Source organism: Psychrobacillus faecigallinarum (assembly GCF_014836595.1).
GTDB lineage: Bacteria > Bacillota > Bacilli > Bacillales_A > Planococcaceae > Psychrobacillus > Psychrobacillus faecigallinarum.
The window spans coordinates 34,640-51,461 of record NZ_JACSQO010000010.1; the positions used below are offsets into that span (position 1 = coordinate 34,640).

20 protein-coding genes, 1 pseudogene and 3 riboswitches are annotated in these 16,822 nt (G+C 36.6%); of the genes and pseudogenes, 5 read left to right on the forward strand and 16 right to left on the reverse strand.

Annotation, left to right across the window (positions count from 1 at the left end; translation table 11 throughout):
* Positions 1 to 52 precede the first annotated feature (52 nt).
* Entirely contained in the window at positions 53 to 724 is a 672-nt protein-coding gene (locus H9650_RS16590) for a DUF2225 domain-containing protein (protein ID WP_191697673.1), read from the forward strand.
* Between the two features lie 44 nt (positions 725 to 768).
* Here the strand turns inward: H9650_RS16590 and H9650_RS16595 are convergent, their stop codons facing one another.
* On the reverse strand, positions 769 to 1,002 hold the full coding sequence (locus H9650_RS16595) for a NifU family protein (protein WP_144538629.1): 234 nt from the start codon (positions 1,000 to 1,002) through the stop codon (positions 769 to 771).
* A 357-nt stretch (positions 1,003 to 1,359) separates the two neighbouring features.
* Here H9650_RS16595 and H9650_RS16600 point away from each other — a divergent pair, with 357 nt between their 5' ends.
* Positions 1,360 to 1,899, forward strand: coding sequence for a hypothetical protein (locus H9650_RS16600; protein WP_144538630.1), 540 nt, complete (start codon positions 1,360 to 1,362; stop codon positions 1,897 to 1,899).
* A gap of 288 nt (positions 1,900 to 2,187) precedes the next feature.
* Here H9650_RS16600 and ribH read toward each other — a convergent pair whose 3' ends face one another.
* The 3 genes and pseudogenes from ribH to ribE all read right to left on the reverse strand — a co-directional run bounded on the left by ribH (position 2,188) and on the right by ribE (position 3,928).
* The gene (gene ribH / locus H9650_RS16605; RefSeq protein ID WP_154310218.1) at positions 2,188 to 2,652 is read right to left on the reverse strand and encodes a 6,7-dimethyl-8-ribityllumazine synthase; all 465 of its coding nucleotides are present in this window, start codon (positions 2,650 to 2,652) and stop codon (positions 2,188 to 2,190) included.
* A gap of 41 nt (positions 2,653 to 2,693) precedes the next feature.
* Positions 2,694 to 3,278: pseudogene (gene ribB / locus H9650_RS16610) on the reverse strand (3,4-dihydroxy-2-butanone-4-phosphate synthase); the annotation flags it as partial.
* Positions 3,279 to 3,292: 14 nt separating this feature from the next.
* Positions 3,293 to 3,928 (reverse strand): riboflavin synthase, encoded by a 636-nt coding sequence (gene ribE, locus H9650_RS16615; RefSeq protein ID WP_191697675.1) that lies wholly within the window; start codon positions 3,926 to 3,928, stop codon positions 3,293 to 3,295.
* Positions 3,929 to 4,051: 123 nt separating this feature from the next.
* Positions 4,052 to 4,189, reverse strand: a riboswitch (FMN riboswitch).
* Between the two features lie 103 nt (positions 4,190 to 4,292).
* A riboswitch (FMN riboswitch) is annotated at positions 4,293 to 4,430 on the reverse strand.
* 258 nt (positions 4,431 to 4,688) lie between these two features.
* Between ribE and H9650_RS16620 the strand changes: the two genes are divergently transcribed.
* A complete protein-coding gene (locus tag H9650_RS16620) occupies positions 4,689 to 5,015 on the forward strand; it encodes a YuzD family protein (protein WP_144538634.1) in 327 nt (108 codons plus the stop codon).
* A gap of 131 nt (positions 5,016 to 5,146) precedes the next feature.
* Here H9650_RS16620 and H9650_RS16625 read toward each other — a convergent pair whose 3' ends face one another.
* Positions 5,147 to 6,214, reverse strand: coding sequence for an NAD(P)/FAD-dependent oxidoreductase (locus H9650_RS16625; RefSeq protein ID WP_144538635.1), 1,068 nt, complete (start codon positions 6,212 to 6,214; stop codon positions 5,147 to 5,149).
* 128 nt (positions 6,215 to 6,342) lie between these two features.
* Here H9650_RS16625 and H9650_RS16630 point away from each other — a divergent pair, with 128 nt between their 5' ends.
* Entirely contained in the window at positions 6,343 to 6,579 is a 237-nt protein-coding gene (locus tag H9650_RS16630; protein WP_144538636.1) for a YuzB family protein, read from the forward strand.
* A 198-nt stretch (positions 6,580 to 6,777) separates the two neighbouring features.
* Here H9650_RS16630 and H9650_RS16635 read toward each other — a convergent pair whose 3' ends face one another.
* Together H9650_RS16635 and H9650_RS16640 are read right to left on the reverse strand one after the other, a co-directional pair.
* A complete protein-coding gene (locus H9650_RS16635; protein ID WP_154310212.1) occupies positions 6,778 to 7,542 on the reverse strand; it encodes a TIGR01457 family HAD-type hydrolase in 765 nt (254 codons plus the stop codon).
* Complete coding sequence (locus tag H9650_RS16640; protein ID WP_191697677.1) at positions 7,529 to 7,990, reverse strand: DUF86 domain-containing protein; 462 nt, start codon at positions 7,988 to 7,990, stop codon at positions 7,529 to 7,531. The genes H9650_RS16635 and H9650_RS16640 overlap by 14 nt, the downstream gene beginning before the upstream one ends.
* An 85-nt stretch (positions 7,991 to 8,075) precedes the next feature.
* Here H9650_RS16640 and H9650_RS16645 point away from each other — a divergent pair, with 85 nt between their 5' ends.
* Positions 8,076 to 8,342 carry a DUF3055 domain-containing protein gene (locus H9650_RS16645; RefSeq protein ID WP_144538639.1) on the forward strand — a complete coding sequence of 89 codons (267 nt, stop codon included), beginning with the start codon at positions 8,076 to 8,078 and terminating at the stop codon, positions 8,340 to 8,342.
* A gap of 47 nt (positions 8,343 to 8,389) precedes the next feature.
* On the opposite strand, the gene H9650_RS16650 is transcribed toward H9650_RS16645, so the two are convergent.
* The 9 genes from H9650_RS16650 to H9650_RS16690 form a co-directional block, all read right to left on the reverse strand.
* Positions 8,390 to 8,731 carry a YutD family protein gene (locus H9650_RS16650; protein ID WP_144538640.1) on the reverse strand — a complete coding sequence of 114 codons (342 nt, stop codon included), beginning with the start codon at positions 8,729 to 8,731 and terminating at the stop codon, positions 8,390 to 8,392.
* Between the two features lie 14 nt (positions 8,732 to 8,745).
* Complete coding sequence (gene lipA, locus H9650_RS16655; RefSeq protein ID WP_144538641.1) at positions 8,746 to 9,681, reverse strand: lipoyl synthase; 936 nt, start codon at positions 9,679 to 9,681, stop codon at positions 8,746 to 8,748.
* Between the two features lie 94 nt (positions 9,682 to 9,775).
* Positions 9,776 to 11,338 carry a Na+/H+ antiporter NhaC family protein gene (locus H9650_RS16660; protein ID WP_154310210.1) on the reverse strand — a complete coding sequence of 521 codons (1,563 nt, stop codon included), beginning with the start codon at positions 11,336 to 11,338 and terminating at the stop codon, positions 9,776 to 9,778.
* Positions 11,339 to 11,422: 84 nt separating this feature from the next.
* A riboswitch (Lysine riboswitch) is annotated at positions 11,423 to 11,605 on the reverse strand.
* A gap of 50 nt (positions 11,606 to 11,655) precedes the next feature.
* Positions 11,656 to 12,426, reverse strand: coding sequence for a sporulation protein YunB (yunB, locus tag H9650_RS16665; RefSeq protein WP_191697678.1), 771 nt, complete (start codon positions 12,424 to 12,426; stop codon positions 11,656 to 11,658).
* A 42-nt stretch (positions 12,427 to 12,468) separates the two neighbouring features.
* Positions 12,469 to 13,842, reverse strand: coding sequence for a bifunctional metallophosphatase/5'-nucleotidase (locus H9650_RS16670; protein ID WP_191697679.1), 1,374 nt, complete (start codon positions 13,840 to 13,842; stop codon positions 12,469 to 12,471).
* Positions 13,843 to 13,887: 45 nt separating this feature from the next.
* The gene (locus H9650_RS16675) at positions 13,888 to 14,706 is read right to left on the reverse strand and encodes a sulfite exporter TauE/SafE family protein (protein ID WP_151113314.1); all 819 of its coding nucleotides are present in this window, start codon (positions 14,704 to 14,706) and stop codon (positions 13,888 to 13,890) included.
* Complete coding sequence (locus H9650_RS16680; RefSeq protein WP_191697680.1) at positions 14,707 to 15,558, reverse strand: DUF72 domain-containing protein; 852 nt, start codon at positions 15,556 to 15,558, stop codon at positions 14,707 to 14,709. It lies immediately after the preceding gene.
* A gap of 442 nt (positions 15,559 to 16,000) precedes the next feature.
* Positions 16,001 to 16,270 (reverse strand): hypothetical protein, encoded by a 270-nt coding sequence (locus H9650_RS16685; protein WP_225216136.1) that lies wholly within the window; start codon positions 16,268 to 16,270, stop codon positions 16,001 to 16,003.
* A 165-nt stretch (positions 16,271 to 16,435) separates the two neighbouring features.
* Positions 16,436 to 16,810, reverse strand: coding sequence for a hypothetical protein (locus H9650_RS16690; protein ID WP_191697682.1), 375 nt, complete (start codon positions 16,808 to 16,810; stop codon positions 16,436 to 16,438).
* Between the last annotated feature and the right edge of the window lie 12 nt (positions 16,811 to 16,822).

Genomic DNA, 16,822 nt, shown 5'->3' on the forward strand with positions numbered 1-16,822 from the left:
AAATATTTTTACAGTATAATAAAACCAAGAACGAGAATAAGGAGAAGATAAAATGGAAATACCTCCATATTACCAAAAAGATATCGAATGCTTACACTGTAAAAACAAATTTAAATCAACCAAGATACGTTCAAAATTTATAAAAGTCGAATCTCATGAAACAGACTTTCAACCAATATATCAAAATAAAGATATCAACCCGTTATTATATAATGTATTTGTCTGTGAGCATTGTGGCTTTTCTTTTACCGATGACTTCACCAAGTATTTTGCACCTGGACTTAAAGAAATCGTTAAAGAGAAAATATCGACTAATTGGACACCACGTTCCTATGGCGACGTCCGATCGACACAAGACGGGATCACTACATATAAATTAGGTATACTGTGTGGAACGTTAAAAAAAGAAAAATTTGTCTCTATTGCTGGCTTAGCACTTCGTACTGCTTGGCTCTACCGCATGATGGAAAACAAAGAAGATGAAAATAGATTTCTAGAAATAGCCAGAGATCGTTACTCAGACTCCTATTCTAGCGAAGATTACAATGGAACTCAAATGTCCGAGACACGAATTATATATATGATAGCAGAGCTTTCTAGAAGAATAGGTGACCGAGAATTAGCAACGCGTTATTTTTCCAAAGTAATCGAAAAACAAAGTACCTCTATAGAACCCAAGCTAATTGAAATGGCAAAAGAGCGTTGGCAGGAAATGCGAGGGTGAAAAAAAGAAGCCTCATTCAGGCTTCTTTTTTATATGTGTTGGTATTAAAATACTTGTTCTACTTCTACTATTCCAGGTACTTCCTCTAATAAAGCGCGTTCAATACCAGCTTTTAACGTGATAGTAGAACTTGGGCAGCTCCCGCATGCTCCTAAAAGGCGTAATTTTACAATACCATCTTCAACGTCAACAAGCTCGCAGTCTCCGCCGTCACGTAGTAAGAATGGACGCAATTTATCTAAAACTTCTTGTACTTGTTCGTTAATTGTATCAGTCATATATGTCGACTCCTTTCGCTATAATCATTATAGAATAATTGTTGGTTAAATGGAAGTGTTTACTCCCCACAAAACACACCGTGATAAGAGTGTTCCCTAAGATTCATAAAATAATTATTTACCCTGTTTTATTCTTAAATACAAATCATTTTTACGATGATTTGTATATAGACTATTTACTTAATATTAATAATAAATAGCTAGAATCGTGTTACTTCAGGCTTTTATTCCCCAATATATCTTTCCAAAATAAATTTATTTTCAATTCTAGTCTATTAGACTAGCTTCCTCTACTAAAAGTTCATATGTTACAGTATGCCATTTGTTGGCAAATAAACTTCGAGGAGGTGTTTTTTTATGGTTTTAACCTTACAAGCATTTACAACTCCAGCAAATACTCAAGTCATTGCTGATACAGCTGCTTTACCAGGTACTCTTCCAACACCAGCAGTACCAACCGCACCAGCTATGTTGTCTCCTTTAATTGATGGCAGCAGCGCTTATATCTGGTCACCGAATACAGCATCCAACCAAACGGTTACATTCCAAAGCATTTTCGACATTGGAACTTTACCAATTCTAGGACTTGCTTTGCCACTTAGCGCGTTTTATGCGTATGCAGGTAACGAGACTGTCTCAGTAACTGCAACTTTAGAGGTAGTAAATCTTTTAGGAATTGTTATAGCAACTATTCCTTTATTTACCGATGCTAACTCTGGTAGCTCTCAGGACGTAGCAATTGCATCTGGAGATGCTCTTTTAGCAGTTGGTTTATTAGGAAATACAGGTCGTATTGTCATCAATGCTACTGTTACTTCCCCAACAGTAATAGGATATTCTGCAAATCCCGGCAGATATCTTGGACAACTTACCGTTCGTAGTCTTATAGCTGTTTAACAGCAGCTCCTCTTAAGGATGGCGTCTATACAATTTACAAGTTTCCCTCAATCTAGTAAATAACTTAGGCTAATTCACTGAAAACGTAAGCATCTCTGTACATGTACAAATAAACCAGTACATGTTTCAGAGGTGCTTTAAATATACTATTGGAAAAGTGAGAATAGGTAATTCTCAATAAGAATTGCTAAAAAAATTTGTCGGTTAATTTCATAAATAGCACTTTGCCAGTATTCACAGCCAACCAATTATATTATATTCAATGTCATGTGTATCGATTCTCTTTTCTTAAAATAAACGATTTAAATTCGCCATTTCAATTGCAGAAACCGCACTGTCATAGCCTTTGTTTCCAGCTTTTGTTCCTGCACGTTCAATTGCTTGTTCAATATTTTCCGTTGTCACTATACCAAAAATAACAGGTATACCCGTATCTAGGCCTGCTTTTGCAATGCCTTTTGCTGCTTCATTACATACATAGTCATAGTGCGTAGTAGATCCACGTATTACAGTACCTAAGCCGATTATTGCATCGTAGTTTTTCGTATTTGCCATTTTCTTTGCGATAAATGGTACTTCAAATGCTCCTGGCACCCAAGCGATATCAATATTTCCTTCCTCAACTCCGTGACGTTTTAAACCGTCTAGTGCACCGCTTAATAATTTGTCATTAATAAACTCATTAAATCTTCCTACTACAATTCCTATTTTTAAATCTGTACCGACTAGCTGTGCCTCAAAAATTTGTCCCATGCTCATTCTCCTTTTACGTAAGCTTTATAATTCGCTTCTGTGTATTTCACTAAATCTTCTATCGTAATAAACTTCATTTGAAATTTTTCTGCAATTTTTTCAAGTTGTGGTATGCGTGCCATTGTACCGTCCTCGTTCATAATCTCACAAATAACAGCGACTTCTTTTGAACCACATAATTTAGCTAGTTCTACACCTGCTTCTGTATGACCACGACGCTCTATAACTCCCCCTTTTTTTGCGATAAGAGGGAATACATGTCCTGGACGGTTGAAATCTGTTGCTACAGCTTGATTATTTAATAGTGCAAGAATTGTATAAGATCGTTCAAATGCACTAATGCCTGTTGTTGTTGATTTATGATCAATACTAATGGTAAAGGCTGTTTGATGTGAATCCGTGTTCTTATTTACCATTGGGTCTAATGACAATCTTTCTGCAATTTCATTTGAAATGGGTGTGCATATTAAGCCACGACCATGCACTGCCATAAAATTAATGTTTTCAGGTGTTGCATACTCACCTATTACGACAAAATCACCTTCATTTTCTCGATTTACATCATCGACTACAATGATGATTTCACCTTGCTTTAATGCAACGATTGCTTCGTCTATAGTATTCATTTCATTCCACTCCTTTAGAATCCGGCTTTTTGTAAGAAATCAACAGTCACTTTTCCTGTATTTTGATTGGCTAGATGCTTTGCTACATACTTGCCAATTAAATCCGTTTCAATATTGACAATTTCTCCAGTCTGTTTTAAGCCAAGCACAGTTTCCTTGAATGTATGTGGTATTAAAGAAACAGTAATTATAGAATCTGTTACATTAAAAATCGTCAGGCTTGTACCATCAATGGTGATTGAGCCCTTCATTAAACAGTTAAAAAGCAATTCTTTTGGCATTGCTAAGTCGATATATACTGCATTGGAAGCTGGTCTCTTTCGAAGAATCGTTGCAACACCATCGACATGTCCAGAAACAATATGACCGCCGAATCTGCCATTTGCAGACATTGCTCTTTCTAAATTCACTGTTGAACCTTTTTTAAGTTGCTGTAAGCTTGTCGATTTAACCGTTTCAGGCATCACATCTGCCACAAACAGATCATTCGTAAACTTTTTAACAGTTAGACACACACCATTTACAGCAATGCTATCGCCAAGCTGTACATCTTCTAAAATTTTGCTAGCTCCAATGGAAATTTCCATCGATTGAGTAGACATATTCATCTGCTGAACAGCCCCTAGCTCCTCAATAATCCCTGTAAACATCTTCCTCACCTCTTTCTCAAAATAAAAAACCCCGAACATTTTTTGTCGGAGTTTCGATGAGAGGTAAATTTGGCTTCGTCAAATAAGACTAGTGAATATGTATTTTCAAAAGTCTACTTGCGTTGCTTCCTTCTCCCATCCAGACTATAACTGTCGGCTTTGGACTTGCACCAAATCCTGCACACTAAAAGTGGCTCACGGGCTTAGAGATACAATCTCAACACCGTCGATTGGGAATTTCACCCGACCCCGAAGGAATAATATAAAATTGTTGTAAAATAAAAAAATTCCCAACACGGTTGTGATGGGATGAAAGTGCATAGCAAAAAATACATTTTAAAATTGCAATTTTAAAATGTTTTGCTTACTCCTTCTCCCATCCAGACTATAACTGTCGGCTTTGGACTCGCACCAAATCCTGCACACTAAAAGCGGCTCACGGGCTTAGAGATATAATCTCAACACCGTCGATTGGGAATTTCACCCGACCCCGAAGGAAATTATTCTATTTGATTAGTATTGTATCATAAAAATTCGACGTAGAGGCTTTCTTCGTATTACCACCTTTTAGTTGATTTGCATTCCTGGACTTTCAGACTAACTAAATCAACAACCGTTAGTGCATGAAACAATCATGACTAAAGCTATCATATTAAAACTCTATCATTTAAAGGATATTCGCTTTTTGACAGTATTTCCGTATCCCCTTTATAATATAGATGGGTAAAATAATATATAAGTTAAAGGGGACAAGTATTTTATGGCACAAGAAAAACTCACTGTTGAAATTTACGGTGCCGATATAGTATGTGCAAGCTGTGTGAATGCTCCTTCTTCTAAGGACACGTATGAATGGTTAGAAGCTGCAATTACCAGAAAATTTCCTGGACATCAAATAACATTTTTATATATTGATATAGAAAAGCCAATAGAAGACGAAAAACAACTGTCAATTGCCAATCAAATTGCAAATGATGAGTTTTTCTACCCATTAATAATGATAAACGAGGAAGTTATAGGGGAAGGTTATATTCAGTTAAAGCCTGTATTCTCTGCCCTCGAAAAGTACGGTTATATAGCAGAATAACGTTAAGTATCATTTCAAAAAGTACTCAAATAAGCTTATTAAGTAAAATGCTTTTTCCCAGAGAAAGCATTTTATAAAAAAATAAAAAGCTTGGGAACGCGTTTAACTCCACGTTTCCAAGCTTTTTTAATTTATCCGTTATGGCGTTTATACATCCAAAGTAAACCTGATTTCATCAATCTTGCAATACGTCCAGTAACAGAGATATCTGCCAAATAAGCAAAGCCTTGCTTTTTACCTAGAGATCCCATAAAGCCTTTAAGCTTAATATCTGGCATTTTTTCTGGTAGTGGCTGACCCTTCCAGCGTGCTTGCAGTACTTTCACAATCTGCTCTGCCTGTTCCTCTGCTAGCTGTGCACTTGGAGCAAACGGCAAGGATGCACAATCACCAACTACAAAGACATTATCGTAACTTGGTAGATCATGATATTGAGTAAGGATGATGCGACCAGTTTTGTCCTTCTCTCCAGGTAAAGCACGAACAGGAGCAGCTGGCTGAATACCGGCTGTCCAAACTACAACATCTACCGGAATTATTTCATCATGATTATATAATTTGTTTGGTTCCACTTTTGTGATATTCGAATTGCTTATCACGTCTACATCATTTGTATCAAACCATTTTTGTACAAAATTACTTAAGCGTTCTGGAAAGTCTCTTAATACTCGAGGGCTACGGTCAAATAATTTAATTTTTAAATCTGGTCTACTTTCACGAAGCTCACTCGCAAGCTCGATTCCACTTAGACCTGCCCCCACGATTCCTACAACAGAACCTGCTGGTAATCCACCAATCTTATTGTATGTGTCTCTAGAGCGCCCAATTGTTTGAATGCTATAAGTAAATTCATCCGCTCCTGGAACATTATGATACTTATCTTCGCAGCCAAGTCCAATTACTAAATCATCGTATGGAATTATTTTTTCATCTTGTAGAATTACTTGTTTGTTTTCTACATCAATTTTCTCAATTTCTCCATAAGTAATTTTTAACTTGTCACTCTCTGGAAAAGCCACTCTAATTTCATGATCAGATGATGTGCCTGCTGCCAACGCGTAAAATTCTGTTTTTAAACTATGAAATGGTGTACGATCTATTAATGTGAGTTCTACATCATCTGGCAAATTATTTGGTAATAGGCGTAGTAATACGCGCATATTCCCATATCCTCCACCTAACAATACTAATTTTCGCATAAATATTCTCCCTTTTGTTTCAATGTCTCCTCAAATTATAAATGATTGTGACACATTTCACAATAAAACTTCACAATTGACCTTTATAAAAAAATAGAGTAGCATGACGATGTAGTGAGGTGACAGCTATGAATCCAATGGTTGAATTTTGTATAAGCAACCTTGCAAATGGTTCACAAGAAGCTTTTGATATATTAGAACAGGATCCTGATTTAGATGTGTTAGAATATGGCTGTCTTAGCTATTGTTCCCTATGTTCCGAAACACTTTTCGCCATAGTGAACGGTGATGTGGTAGAGGGTGAATCTTCCGAAGATCTTGTAGCCAAAATATATAAATACATTGAAGAAAATCCATTATTTTAAAAGGTATCGAGAAGATATTCTCTCGATACCTTTTATATATTTTAATCTATTAAATCAATTTCATACATTCATTCCATAAATAGCATTACTCCATTTATGAGTGAGAAAAAGAAATAAGGTATTCTCTGTTCTAAGCTCAACAGGAATACCTTATTTAATACAGTTATTATATTGTTCTTCCAAACAATGAATGGTGTTTTATTTTATCCAGTCATGTAAAGTTTCTAAAAAATGAGTCGGTTTTTGAAGGAACATTTGAACTTCTTCCGTTCTATTAACTCCAGTATTGACGTGAGCAGTATCAATTCCCATGTGAATGCCGGTTAATATGTCTGTTTGATAATTGTCTCCAATCATCACCATCTCTTCTTTTTTAAACCCATACTTTTTTTGAATAAACTCAAGCATAAACGGTTGCGGCTTTCCAGTAAAAATAGGTTCAACACCTGTAGAATGCTCTACTAATTTGGTGAACGCTCCATTCCCTGGAAGATAGCCTCTTTCACTTGGGAAAGCGTGGTCGCTATTTGTAGAGATAAACGCCGCTCCAGCCCTAATTGACAAACAAGCTTGTGCGAGCTTTTCGTAATTGACTTTATGGTCTATTCCCATGACAACCACCTCTGCTAAGTCATCCGTTGGCTCAATTCCTACAGAACATAAAGCATCCTCCAAGCCCTTCTCTCCAATCATAAAAACGCTTTTTGCAGGATAATGCTCGGCAATGTAATTAGCAGCTGCAATCGATGAAGAGATAATTTGCTCCTCAGTAGTATGTATGTCCATCTTCGCTAGCTTCGCTTGTAGCTGCTTTTGAGTCATAGAAGAGTTGTTAGTAACGAAAAAAGGTTCAATCCCATTGTTTTGCAAATAATGTACAAAATCTACAGATTCCTGAATTGGTGTTAGTCCCTTATATACAGTTCCATCTAAATCTAAAAAGTATCCTTTATAGGCGGACATCGGAGTCTTCCGGTAAAAATGCTGAAACTGGCCCAAGCTCATTAATTAAATAATTTTCTACTCTTTCTGGAAACTGTTGTAAATAAGGGAGATTTTTCACTAGAACACTTTCTAATTGCTTATGGTCTACGGAAAAGAAATGTCTCACAAGCTCTTTTCTCATTTCAATAACAGCTTTTAAAGGCGCATCCATCTCAGCTGTAATTACTTTTTCATCAGTCAAAATATCAATTATGTCATCATAGCCACCTGGATCCCTCATGATGAAGCCATCAATCATTGAGTTACCTACATCTATAATGGACTCAATCATATTTTGTCCCACTCGCTCTAATGCAAGTTTCGTTATATTATTTTCATTCCAATCTTTTTTACTATCTATTAAGTCAAGCAATTCTCTCATATGCTTCAATGTCATTGCAATACTTTTACGGTCCACAAAATACATTGTACAGCCTCCTAATTCTTGGTCAGTTGATATATAGTTCTATTCTATAGTACCATAATTCATAGGTAAGGAAGGAGTGTCAAGGGTGGAACGATTTTTCTTGTATGATGACGTCGAAGATACAAAAACAAGATTCGTTGGATTTACTGGAGAAAGCCAGCGATATGATTTAGCAATTGTCCAGAGTTCTCGATTTTTCGGTAAGGTACTTGTGATGGACATTCAATACAATCGATCAGCTATTATTGGGTCGGATGATGTGGAAGAACCTGGCTACTTAGAGCATGTTTTTAATAGATCTGAAGCTGAAGCAACGGAGCTAAGAGATTATCTAAGAGAATTACTGAGCTAAAGTGGAATATTGTATAGATTTTTATAAAAAGAAAAACCTTGAGCAGATCATAATTGATCTTGCTCAAGGTTTTCTTTCTTATCTTTTACTAGTTCGAGTGGGACCGTTTTTGGTGCTACCCCTGTTTTTTTAACAATAAAGTAAGCACACCCAAAGTTACAATACTCGTATAAGTAATCCTTCATAGTGCTAATTTTCGTATCAAATGTTGCTTTATGATTTCGATCCTCGAAAAAGCCCTTTAGACGAAGCTGACCGTAGCCCCAGTCGCCCATTATATAATCATACTTCGTTAAAATCTCACTATAACGCTCTATAAATGCTTCTTCTTTAAAAGCCTCTCGAAAATCCTCAATCACTTCATAAGTGAAACCTTCAGCAATAATCATTCGCTCACCATCCATTAGCTATTTTGAATAGCTAGTAATTCCTCACCTTGCAGTTGTCGTTGCTTCGCTGCTGCATTTACCTGTTCATCCGCATGATAACTACTTCTAACTAGTGGTCCTGCCTCACAATGAGAGAAGCCCTTGCTCATGGCAATTTTACGTAATTCTCCAAACTCAGCTGGTGAATAATATTTTTGTACTTTAAGATGTTTTTTTGTTGGTTGTAAGTATTGGCCAATAGTCATGATATCTACATCGTGAGCACGTAAATCATCCATAACCTCTATAATTTCTTCAAATGTTTCCCCTAGACCTAGCATTAACGAAGACTTCGTAGGAATAGTCGGTTGCATTTCCTTAGCACGTTTTAATAACTCTAAAGATCGGTCATATTGAGCACGCGCTCTAACTCTTGGAGTTAAACGTCGTACTGTTTCAATATTATGATTTAGAATATCCGGCTTAGCATCCATTATATTACGAATGTTTTGCTCAATACCACCCATATCTGAAGGCAATACTTCAATAGTTGTAAAAGGATTTTTTCGACGAATTGCTCGAATTGTCTCTGCAAAGACCTCCGAACCACCATCCTTTAAATCATCACGGGCTACCGCTGTTACAACTACGTGTTTTAGATTCATAATGACAACTGAATCTGCTACTCGCTCTGGTTCTGCTAAGTCTAACTCGTTAGGAAGACCTGTCTTTACAGCACAAAAACGACAAGCTCTTGTACACACAGCTCCTAAAATCATGAATGTCGCAGTACGTCGCGATCCCCAGCATTCATGAATGTTTGGACATCTTGCTTCTTCACAAACTGTATTTAAATTATTTTCACGCATTAATTTTTTTAAGCCTTTATAATCCTCATTGGTATTTAACTTTATTTTTAGCCAGTCAGGCTTGCGTTCATGCTGTTCTTTTGGTGGTTTACACGCTGTCACGATTCCATACCCCATTCCCATTAATCTGACTTTACTGATGTCAATGTACCATATTATTAGAATTCAAACAACCTTCTAAAATCAACGGGCAGAACTATTGAACCACTCTTTTGCTTCTAATCGACCAAAAGGCAAACAACAAAACAATTATAATTATAACTGTTATTAACCCTATCAAGACAGAGCTTGTTAAGCCTAGTACCAAGTAACCTACTGCTGCAATAATTGCGCTAATAATAGCATAGGGCAGCTGAGTCATTACGTGGTCAATTACATTAACACCTGCTCCTGTGGCAGACATAATAGTCGTATCGGAGATTGGTGAGCAATGGTCTCCAAAAACTGCTCCTGCTAAAACAGCAGCTAAGACTGGAAGCAATAATTGAGGCTCAATCGCCATGATGATACTCGCTCCAATAGGAAGTAAGATACCAAAAGAACCCCAAGATGATCCAGTTGCAAAAGCCATAAATGCTGTTAACACAAACATTAATACAGGTATCACACCTACTGGTACATTGTTTTCCGTAACTAAAGTAGCTAAAAATGCTCCAGTTTCTAAAGCTGTGATTAAATAAGACAACGACCAAGCAAACACTAATATCAAAATAGCTGGAAGCATAGATTTAACACCTGTGCATATGGCTTTCCACACGTAAGTCATGTTTGCCTCTGGGTTCGTTTTAAATTGACGCATATATAAAATCATTGCGATTATACTAGCTGTCAGTCCCCCTATAAATAACGAAAGAGGTACATCTGTATGTTCAAAGATTATAAAGATGTCTAAAACTTTTCCTGAAAGGCTATAACCCGTCCAAAACATACTTCCTAAAGTGACAACCACTAAAGAAATAATAGGAAGTAATAAATCAATCACCTTACCATAATTATTTTCCGGGAAATCACCCTCTAAATCTCCAGGATTTGTTTTCTCCGGGTCAAAAAGTACGCCTGTATCCATCGCTCGTCTTTCATGCTTTTTCATCTCAAACAAATCAAAGTCAGTCCAAGCTGTGAAAAAGACCAATGCTAATGTTGCAATTACATAGAAGTTCATCGGTGCCATTAACACAAATGCCTCCAGCGGTGTATAATCAGTCACCGCATGTGTAGCAAAAATTACACCAAGCTGACTGATTAGGAAAGCTCCCCAACTAGAGACTGGAGACACTACACAAACTGGTGCAGAGGTGGAATCGATAAAATAAGCAAGCTTTGCACGAGAAACTTTATGAGAGTCTGTAATAGGTCTTGCGATTTGCCCAACTGCTAATGCATTAAAATAATCATCCACAAAAATGATAATCCCCAAAAAAGCAGTTAAAAGTTTAGATCCTCTTTTTGTTTTGATTCTTTTGATAGCCCAAGCAGCAAATGCTGTGCTACCACCGGAAAGACTAACGAAAGCTGTTACTACTCCTAATAATAATATAAAAGCTAAAATATATATGTTATATACGTTTAACCCACCATCCCAAAAGGAAACTTTAAATGAGTCCCATAACAAAAGAAAAGATTGTACTGGGTTAAAATTCTCCACAAGTAATGCGGCGGAAAGAATCCCCGCTCCCAATGAAAGTAAAACCCTTTTAGTCACTAAAACCATAATAATTGCCAATAACGGTGGCACTAACGAAAAAATAGTATTTTCCAAAACTGTTCCTCCTTAAAAATCGAAAAGCCAACCTATAAATATATATAGGTTGGCTTGATTATGAAATATAAGCTAAATACTTACTTCATTTGTAGCTCCCCATCTATACTGGCGTATAAATGACAGTGTTATTTTTGTTCAAAATAACCCCAACTAAATATCTTATGACTATCAATACTTAGCTTCGGCAAAGCTTCCTTTCATCTACGATCAACGGTGTCAACCTCCTGTAAATTACTCTTAAGCCTCGCAGCCTCTACCTATTCATTATTCATTTCTTTCTATTCTAACAGGGTTTTATAAAAAACGCCTTTTTTTTAATCTTTCGGCAATGGTATTGGCACCTCTACTGATGGAGCAGCAGACCCATCTCCTCCGGTGTAAATATGAGGCACCTGACCCTGTACTAAGCCCATTGCAACAGGGATATTTTGTTCAACTACACTCATCTTACTTGCCAGCGGTACAATGATTTGTACATTTACTTTAATATGAATACTAATTTCTACATAAGCATTATTTATTCCAAACTCTGTTATGGTAGGCACTACATTGGACTGAACATTACCTATTACATGGAAACGAATTGGAATTTTCGGCCCTAAGTTTCCGATTAGAGGTATATTTGTAGCCTGCCCCATCGGCACAAAGAATACTACCCCACCTTGATCTTCCATCGTATGCTTATCATATTCAATATCATCCAAGTAGGGAAGGCTAGAAAGATTACCTTTTTCTGCCTGCTCCAAATGAGATTGCACTAAACTATTTGTATCAGAAAGTACTCGGTTGATAATCTCCGTATTAAACTTAGTCGTCACCATATTTTTACTATCTGAAGGAACTTCTTCAATAATATCGTTTACGTCTAATACATTTGCCGTACGTGAATTAATCGCTTTACTAATTACCATAGAGGCAATCTTATTAGTTTGTACTTCTGCATAATCTAAATAAGTTGGAGTCAGTTGGGCATTTATGTAATAAAACACCCAAGCTACCGACAATAGAAAGCATGTCAAAAAGATAGCTAATTTACGTTGAGTGCTAAAAAATATAAAACGTTTCTTCTTTTTTCGATAAAACAACGAAAAAACCTCCTCATTACTTTTATGTAACAAGAAGGTCTTTTATGCCCTGCACTTATGCTCTTCCTTTATTCCGTACCATTTCACAACGTCTCGAATTGTTTCTGGCATAATATATTGTTTTTTTGCTGTTTTAAAGGAAGGAAAGAAATATCCAAATGTGAACATATCCAAAGTTGCCAGCCGGTAGGTGTCCTGAATAATTAACGGACTTCCCTGTATTAAGATAACACCATCTTCTCTTTCAACTATTTGTTCAAATAATACATTACCTAAGAATTTACCACGAAAGCCTAATCCTTTTACCTCGAGGTGAGGCCATTTATCATTTTTTGATTGCTCAATGATCTCTAGTAAATCTGCTCCACTTAATGTAATGATACAAGGATTAATAGGATGAGGAAGACATTGATGTAAGTCTCCTGCAGTTACAGGTCCCTCCGGTAAATCTTTTAAAAATATACCCGCTGGGAACATTGCACAATCAGCACCTGTATATTCGAGCAACCCTTTCCCAAAAAATTTAGCGAGCTCAGATTCATGAAACCATTCTTTTTCAAGCTTTACTGGATTATTAAATACAGTATGAGAAAGCTGGACTTTTCCTTCATACTCCCAACGCATTTGGAGTTGGCTTGCATATTCAGGTACGGGTAGCTCGTCGGTCGGATATACCTTAGCCTCTTTAGAAACAATCTTCTTGCTAATATGATCAAACTCTAATATTACACGTCCAATATACATACCAAATTTGCCTGTAGCAGCCTGCAAAGTGTTCCCTAACCATTTCCCCTCCTCGAACAAATGATGGGTGTGAGCGCCTAAAATAAGATCCAATGAGGGTATTTGTTCAATCAGAATTTCATCCTGTGATTTTCCCAAATGTGACATACATATTAGAATATCTACTTGTGAGGAAATTTCCTTACACACATTTTTTAATCGTGGTATAGGGTCCTGTACATGCCAACCAAGTTTTTCATAGTAAACGCCATAATCTGCAGTGGCAGCAACAATTCCAATTTTAATGCCAGAGGGGGTTTGATGAATTTTGTAAGGCTTTACCCAATTAGGAATCTCTCCATCCAAGTTAGTAAAATTTGAAACAATTACTTCAAAATTTGCTTCTGTATATAAAGAGTCTAATTCCTCATGACTAAGCGTTATCCCTTCGTTATTACCAATTGTCACATAGTCATACTTTGCCTCGTTTAAAAGCTTTACATTGCCCTTCCCCAGAGTTCCTTCTGTATAAATATTGGAGCGATCCACGTGATCCCCGATATCTAAAATAAGATAGGAATCCTTCTTTTCATGCATCTTTCTTTTATTTGAAAGAAAGTGATGGATTGAAGGCCAATTTTCCAAATGACTGTGCAAGTCATTTGTATGATAAATATAAATCGTCTCTTTCACCCTCTCCACCTCTTTCATATGTTTTAACCATTTTATAATTTTCTTTTAAAATAGCCCATCAATAATGGAGCGGATTCCAAGTAACAGTAACACTATCCGTAAGGCAGTTACTAGTGTTTCCGAGTTCAACTTTTTGTTCAGCTTTGCACCGATCTTAGCACCAATATATGCAGCAGGGATAACGGGTATGGTATATAGCCATGGAACATTTCCTAATGATATATGGGTTGCCGAATTGACAATAGACGATAAAAACACCATAAACATGGAAGTACCCACTGCAACATGTGGAGGAAAAAGAAATAACAAAATCATAGCAGGTACAATCATCGATCCTCCACCGATTCCAAATAACCCTGAGGCAAAGCCAATTACAAACGTTAAGGAAACGGCAAACCAAATCGGAAAACCATATACATATGTATTTTCTCCATCCTCAAACGTCCGCTGCTTACCGTGATTAACAAACCATTGAACTGGCTTCAAATACTTACGAACAAGCAATAGAATAGATAGGACAACGAGTAATATACCAAAGTATAGGTTAAATGATGGGAGGTCTAATCCTTTATTAACCCAAGCACCTAAAATAGTACCCGGAATACTGCCAATAAAAAATATAAATCCACTTCTAAAATCTACTGTTTTAGACTTCATATAGGATAGAGTAGAAGACAGGCCAATAAAGATCATCATGACAACCGAAAGACCCACCACACTTTGTGGTGTAATATTTGGTATCAAATCAAGCGTAGTACCAAGAAAAAGTACTGCGGGCACTAAAATAACGCCGCCTCCTAGCCCTACCAAGGCACCTATCACCCCGGAAAAAAGACCGCTAAGCACTAATAAAAACCACTCCATTTAAAATTCTCCTTCGAAAAGATTTAGTTGCTTTGGAGCAAGTCCGTCAAATTCAATATCTAACATGTGTTGAAAGGATTTAGCATTTTTAGCCGCATGACCGCCTGAATTGTTATTAAATAACACAAGCACCTCCGAAGCCTGCTTTGATAGAGTTTGACATATCTGTTGAATATATTGGAGCTCCTGTTCATTATAATCATATAAATAGCGGACCTCTCTCCACTTTTCATTGTTCCCAGGATTCTTCCATCCGTAAAAGTTTCTGCCGTGAAGACGAACCAATACTTTATCAGAAGTTGCAATCGGAACTACAGGTATACTCCCTTCCCCATTTTGCGGCTCATCACAAACGCTATGATGAAAATTATTTTCCTTCAAAAATTGGATAGTCGACTCCTTATATTCTGGAAGATACCAGGATTGATGGCGAAACTCGATTACCACCTCAAAATCCTTTAGCTCTTCCCGTATTCTCCTCATATATTGAACATTTTCCTTCTCACACTGAAACCAAGGCGGAAATTGAACAAGTACCACCGCCAGCTTCCCCGCCTCCTTCAGAGGACGAAGCATCTGTCGGTAGCTCTCAAACATTTCCTCTGAAGTTTTAAAAGGGTCTTCTCCTCTGAGATGACCCGTTATTCCTTGATAGGCCTTTACGATAAATTGAAAATTATCAGGTGTCTCTCGGATCCATTTTTCTATATTCCGTTGTGGTTGAATCGCATAAAAGGACGCATCAAGCTCTACAATTGGAAAATGTGCACTATAATCTTGCAGTTTCTCCTTAGGCGACGAAACGTATAAATCTGGGTGATCCCCCCAACCAGTTAAACCAATCTTAATCATCAAACCACCTCTTTATTAATACTTAGTATCATATCATTTCCCTAACCAATCAGACAAAAAAATAGACCAAACATCCACTTTTCTAACAATTATTAAATAAGTTTTGTGGGCAGCAGGTGAAGTGTTTTGAAAAAATTGTTGCAGTAACAGGCCAAAGCGTTGCGAGAAAACAAAGTGTTGCGGATATCAGGGGAAGTGTTGCGCAGAGCGAGACAACTGTTGCGTGAGAGCACCCAAGTGTTGCAGTAACCAGCCAAAGCATTGCGTAAAAGACCCAAAGTGTTGCGAGAATCTTACTTCTCACTGCCTGAGTCCCCTCCTGTTGCTAAATATCTTTACCCTGTTACCTATTTCTTGACACTTACTCGGATGTTGTAATTTACATGCCATTGCTGGAGCTTTTATATAGACAAAATATTTTTTTAGTGGTTGTTCCTAAAATTTAAATTTCCTTTGCGAAAACCTTTCTTGCAAATTCTAAAAAGGTCTTTTCTTCTCTTGGGAAAATTGTTAAGTCCTCGTGCCAAATTTCAACAATTGACCAATTCTCCGTAGGCAAAAATCCAATCGCATCACCTGAAAAGTTGTCTCCGAATAATAAAACCTTTTTTATTTCAGGATTATTGGCTACATCATATATTTCTTCTGCTTCAATTAATCCACCATAGAACATAAAATATCCATCAGCTACAGATCCAAACCCTACTTCCATTAAAAAATCTCTATAATCCTGCGGTATATCACCATATATTAAATTCTCGTCTACTTTAGATTTTGATAACTTCCTAAACCCATGATTGAGTTATTTCTTTGAGAATTTTACTGTAGTTCTCCACCTTTTATTCTTCCTCCTATTAATAACTACCTTAGAAAATATCTAAATGCGTCTTTGAATTTGTCTGTTTAAAAGTTTATATACACCTGGATAACTTTCATTTGTAATAATATTTACCGTCTCATTGTGCTCCAATTCCCCTACTTCAAGTAAATATGATAATGTCTGTGCCAAACATTTTTTGGCATCAAAGTTTTTTGGCATTCTCCAATATGGATTTTCTAATAGTTTTTTATAACGTTCTTTATGCTGACATCTTAATAGCAACTTATACAAATTTTCATAATTTCCTTCACTGATAAACCTTTGAATTACAGCTTCATACATTTTCAACTCACCTATTTTTATCAGAAGTTTTATCGCAAGTGCTAAACAAGTTTCTTCATTAAAATTAGTTGGCTTATTAATTTTTTTCACCTCATCTTTTTT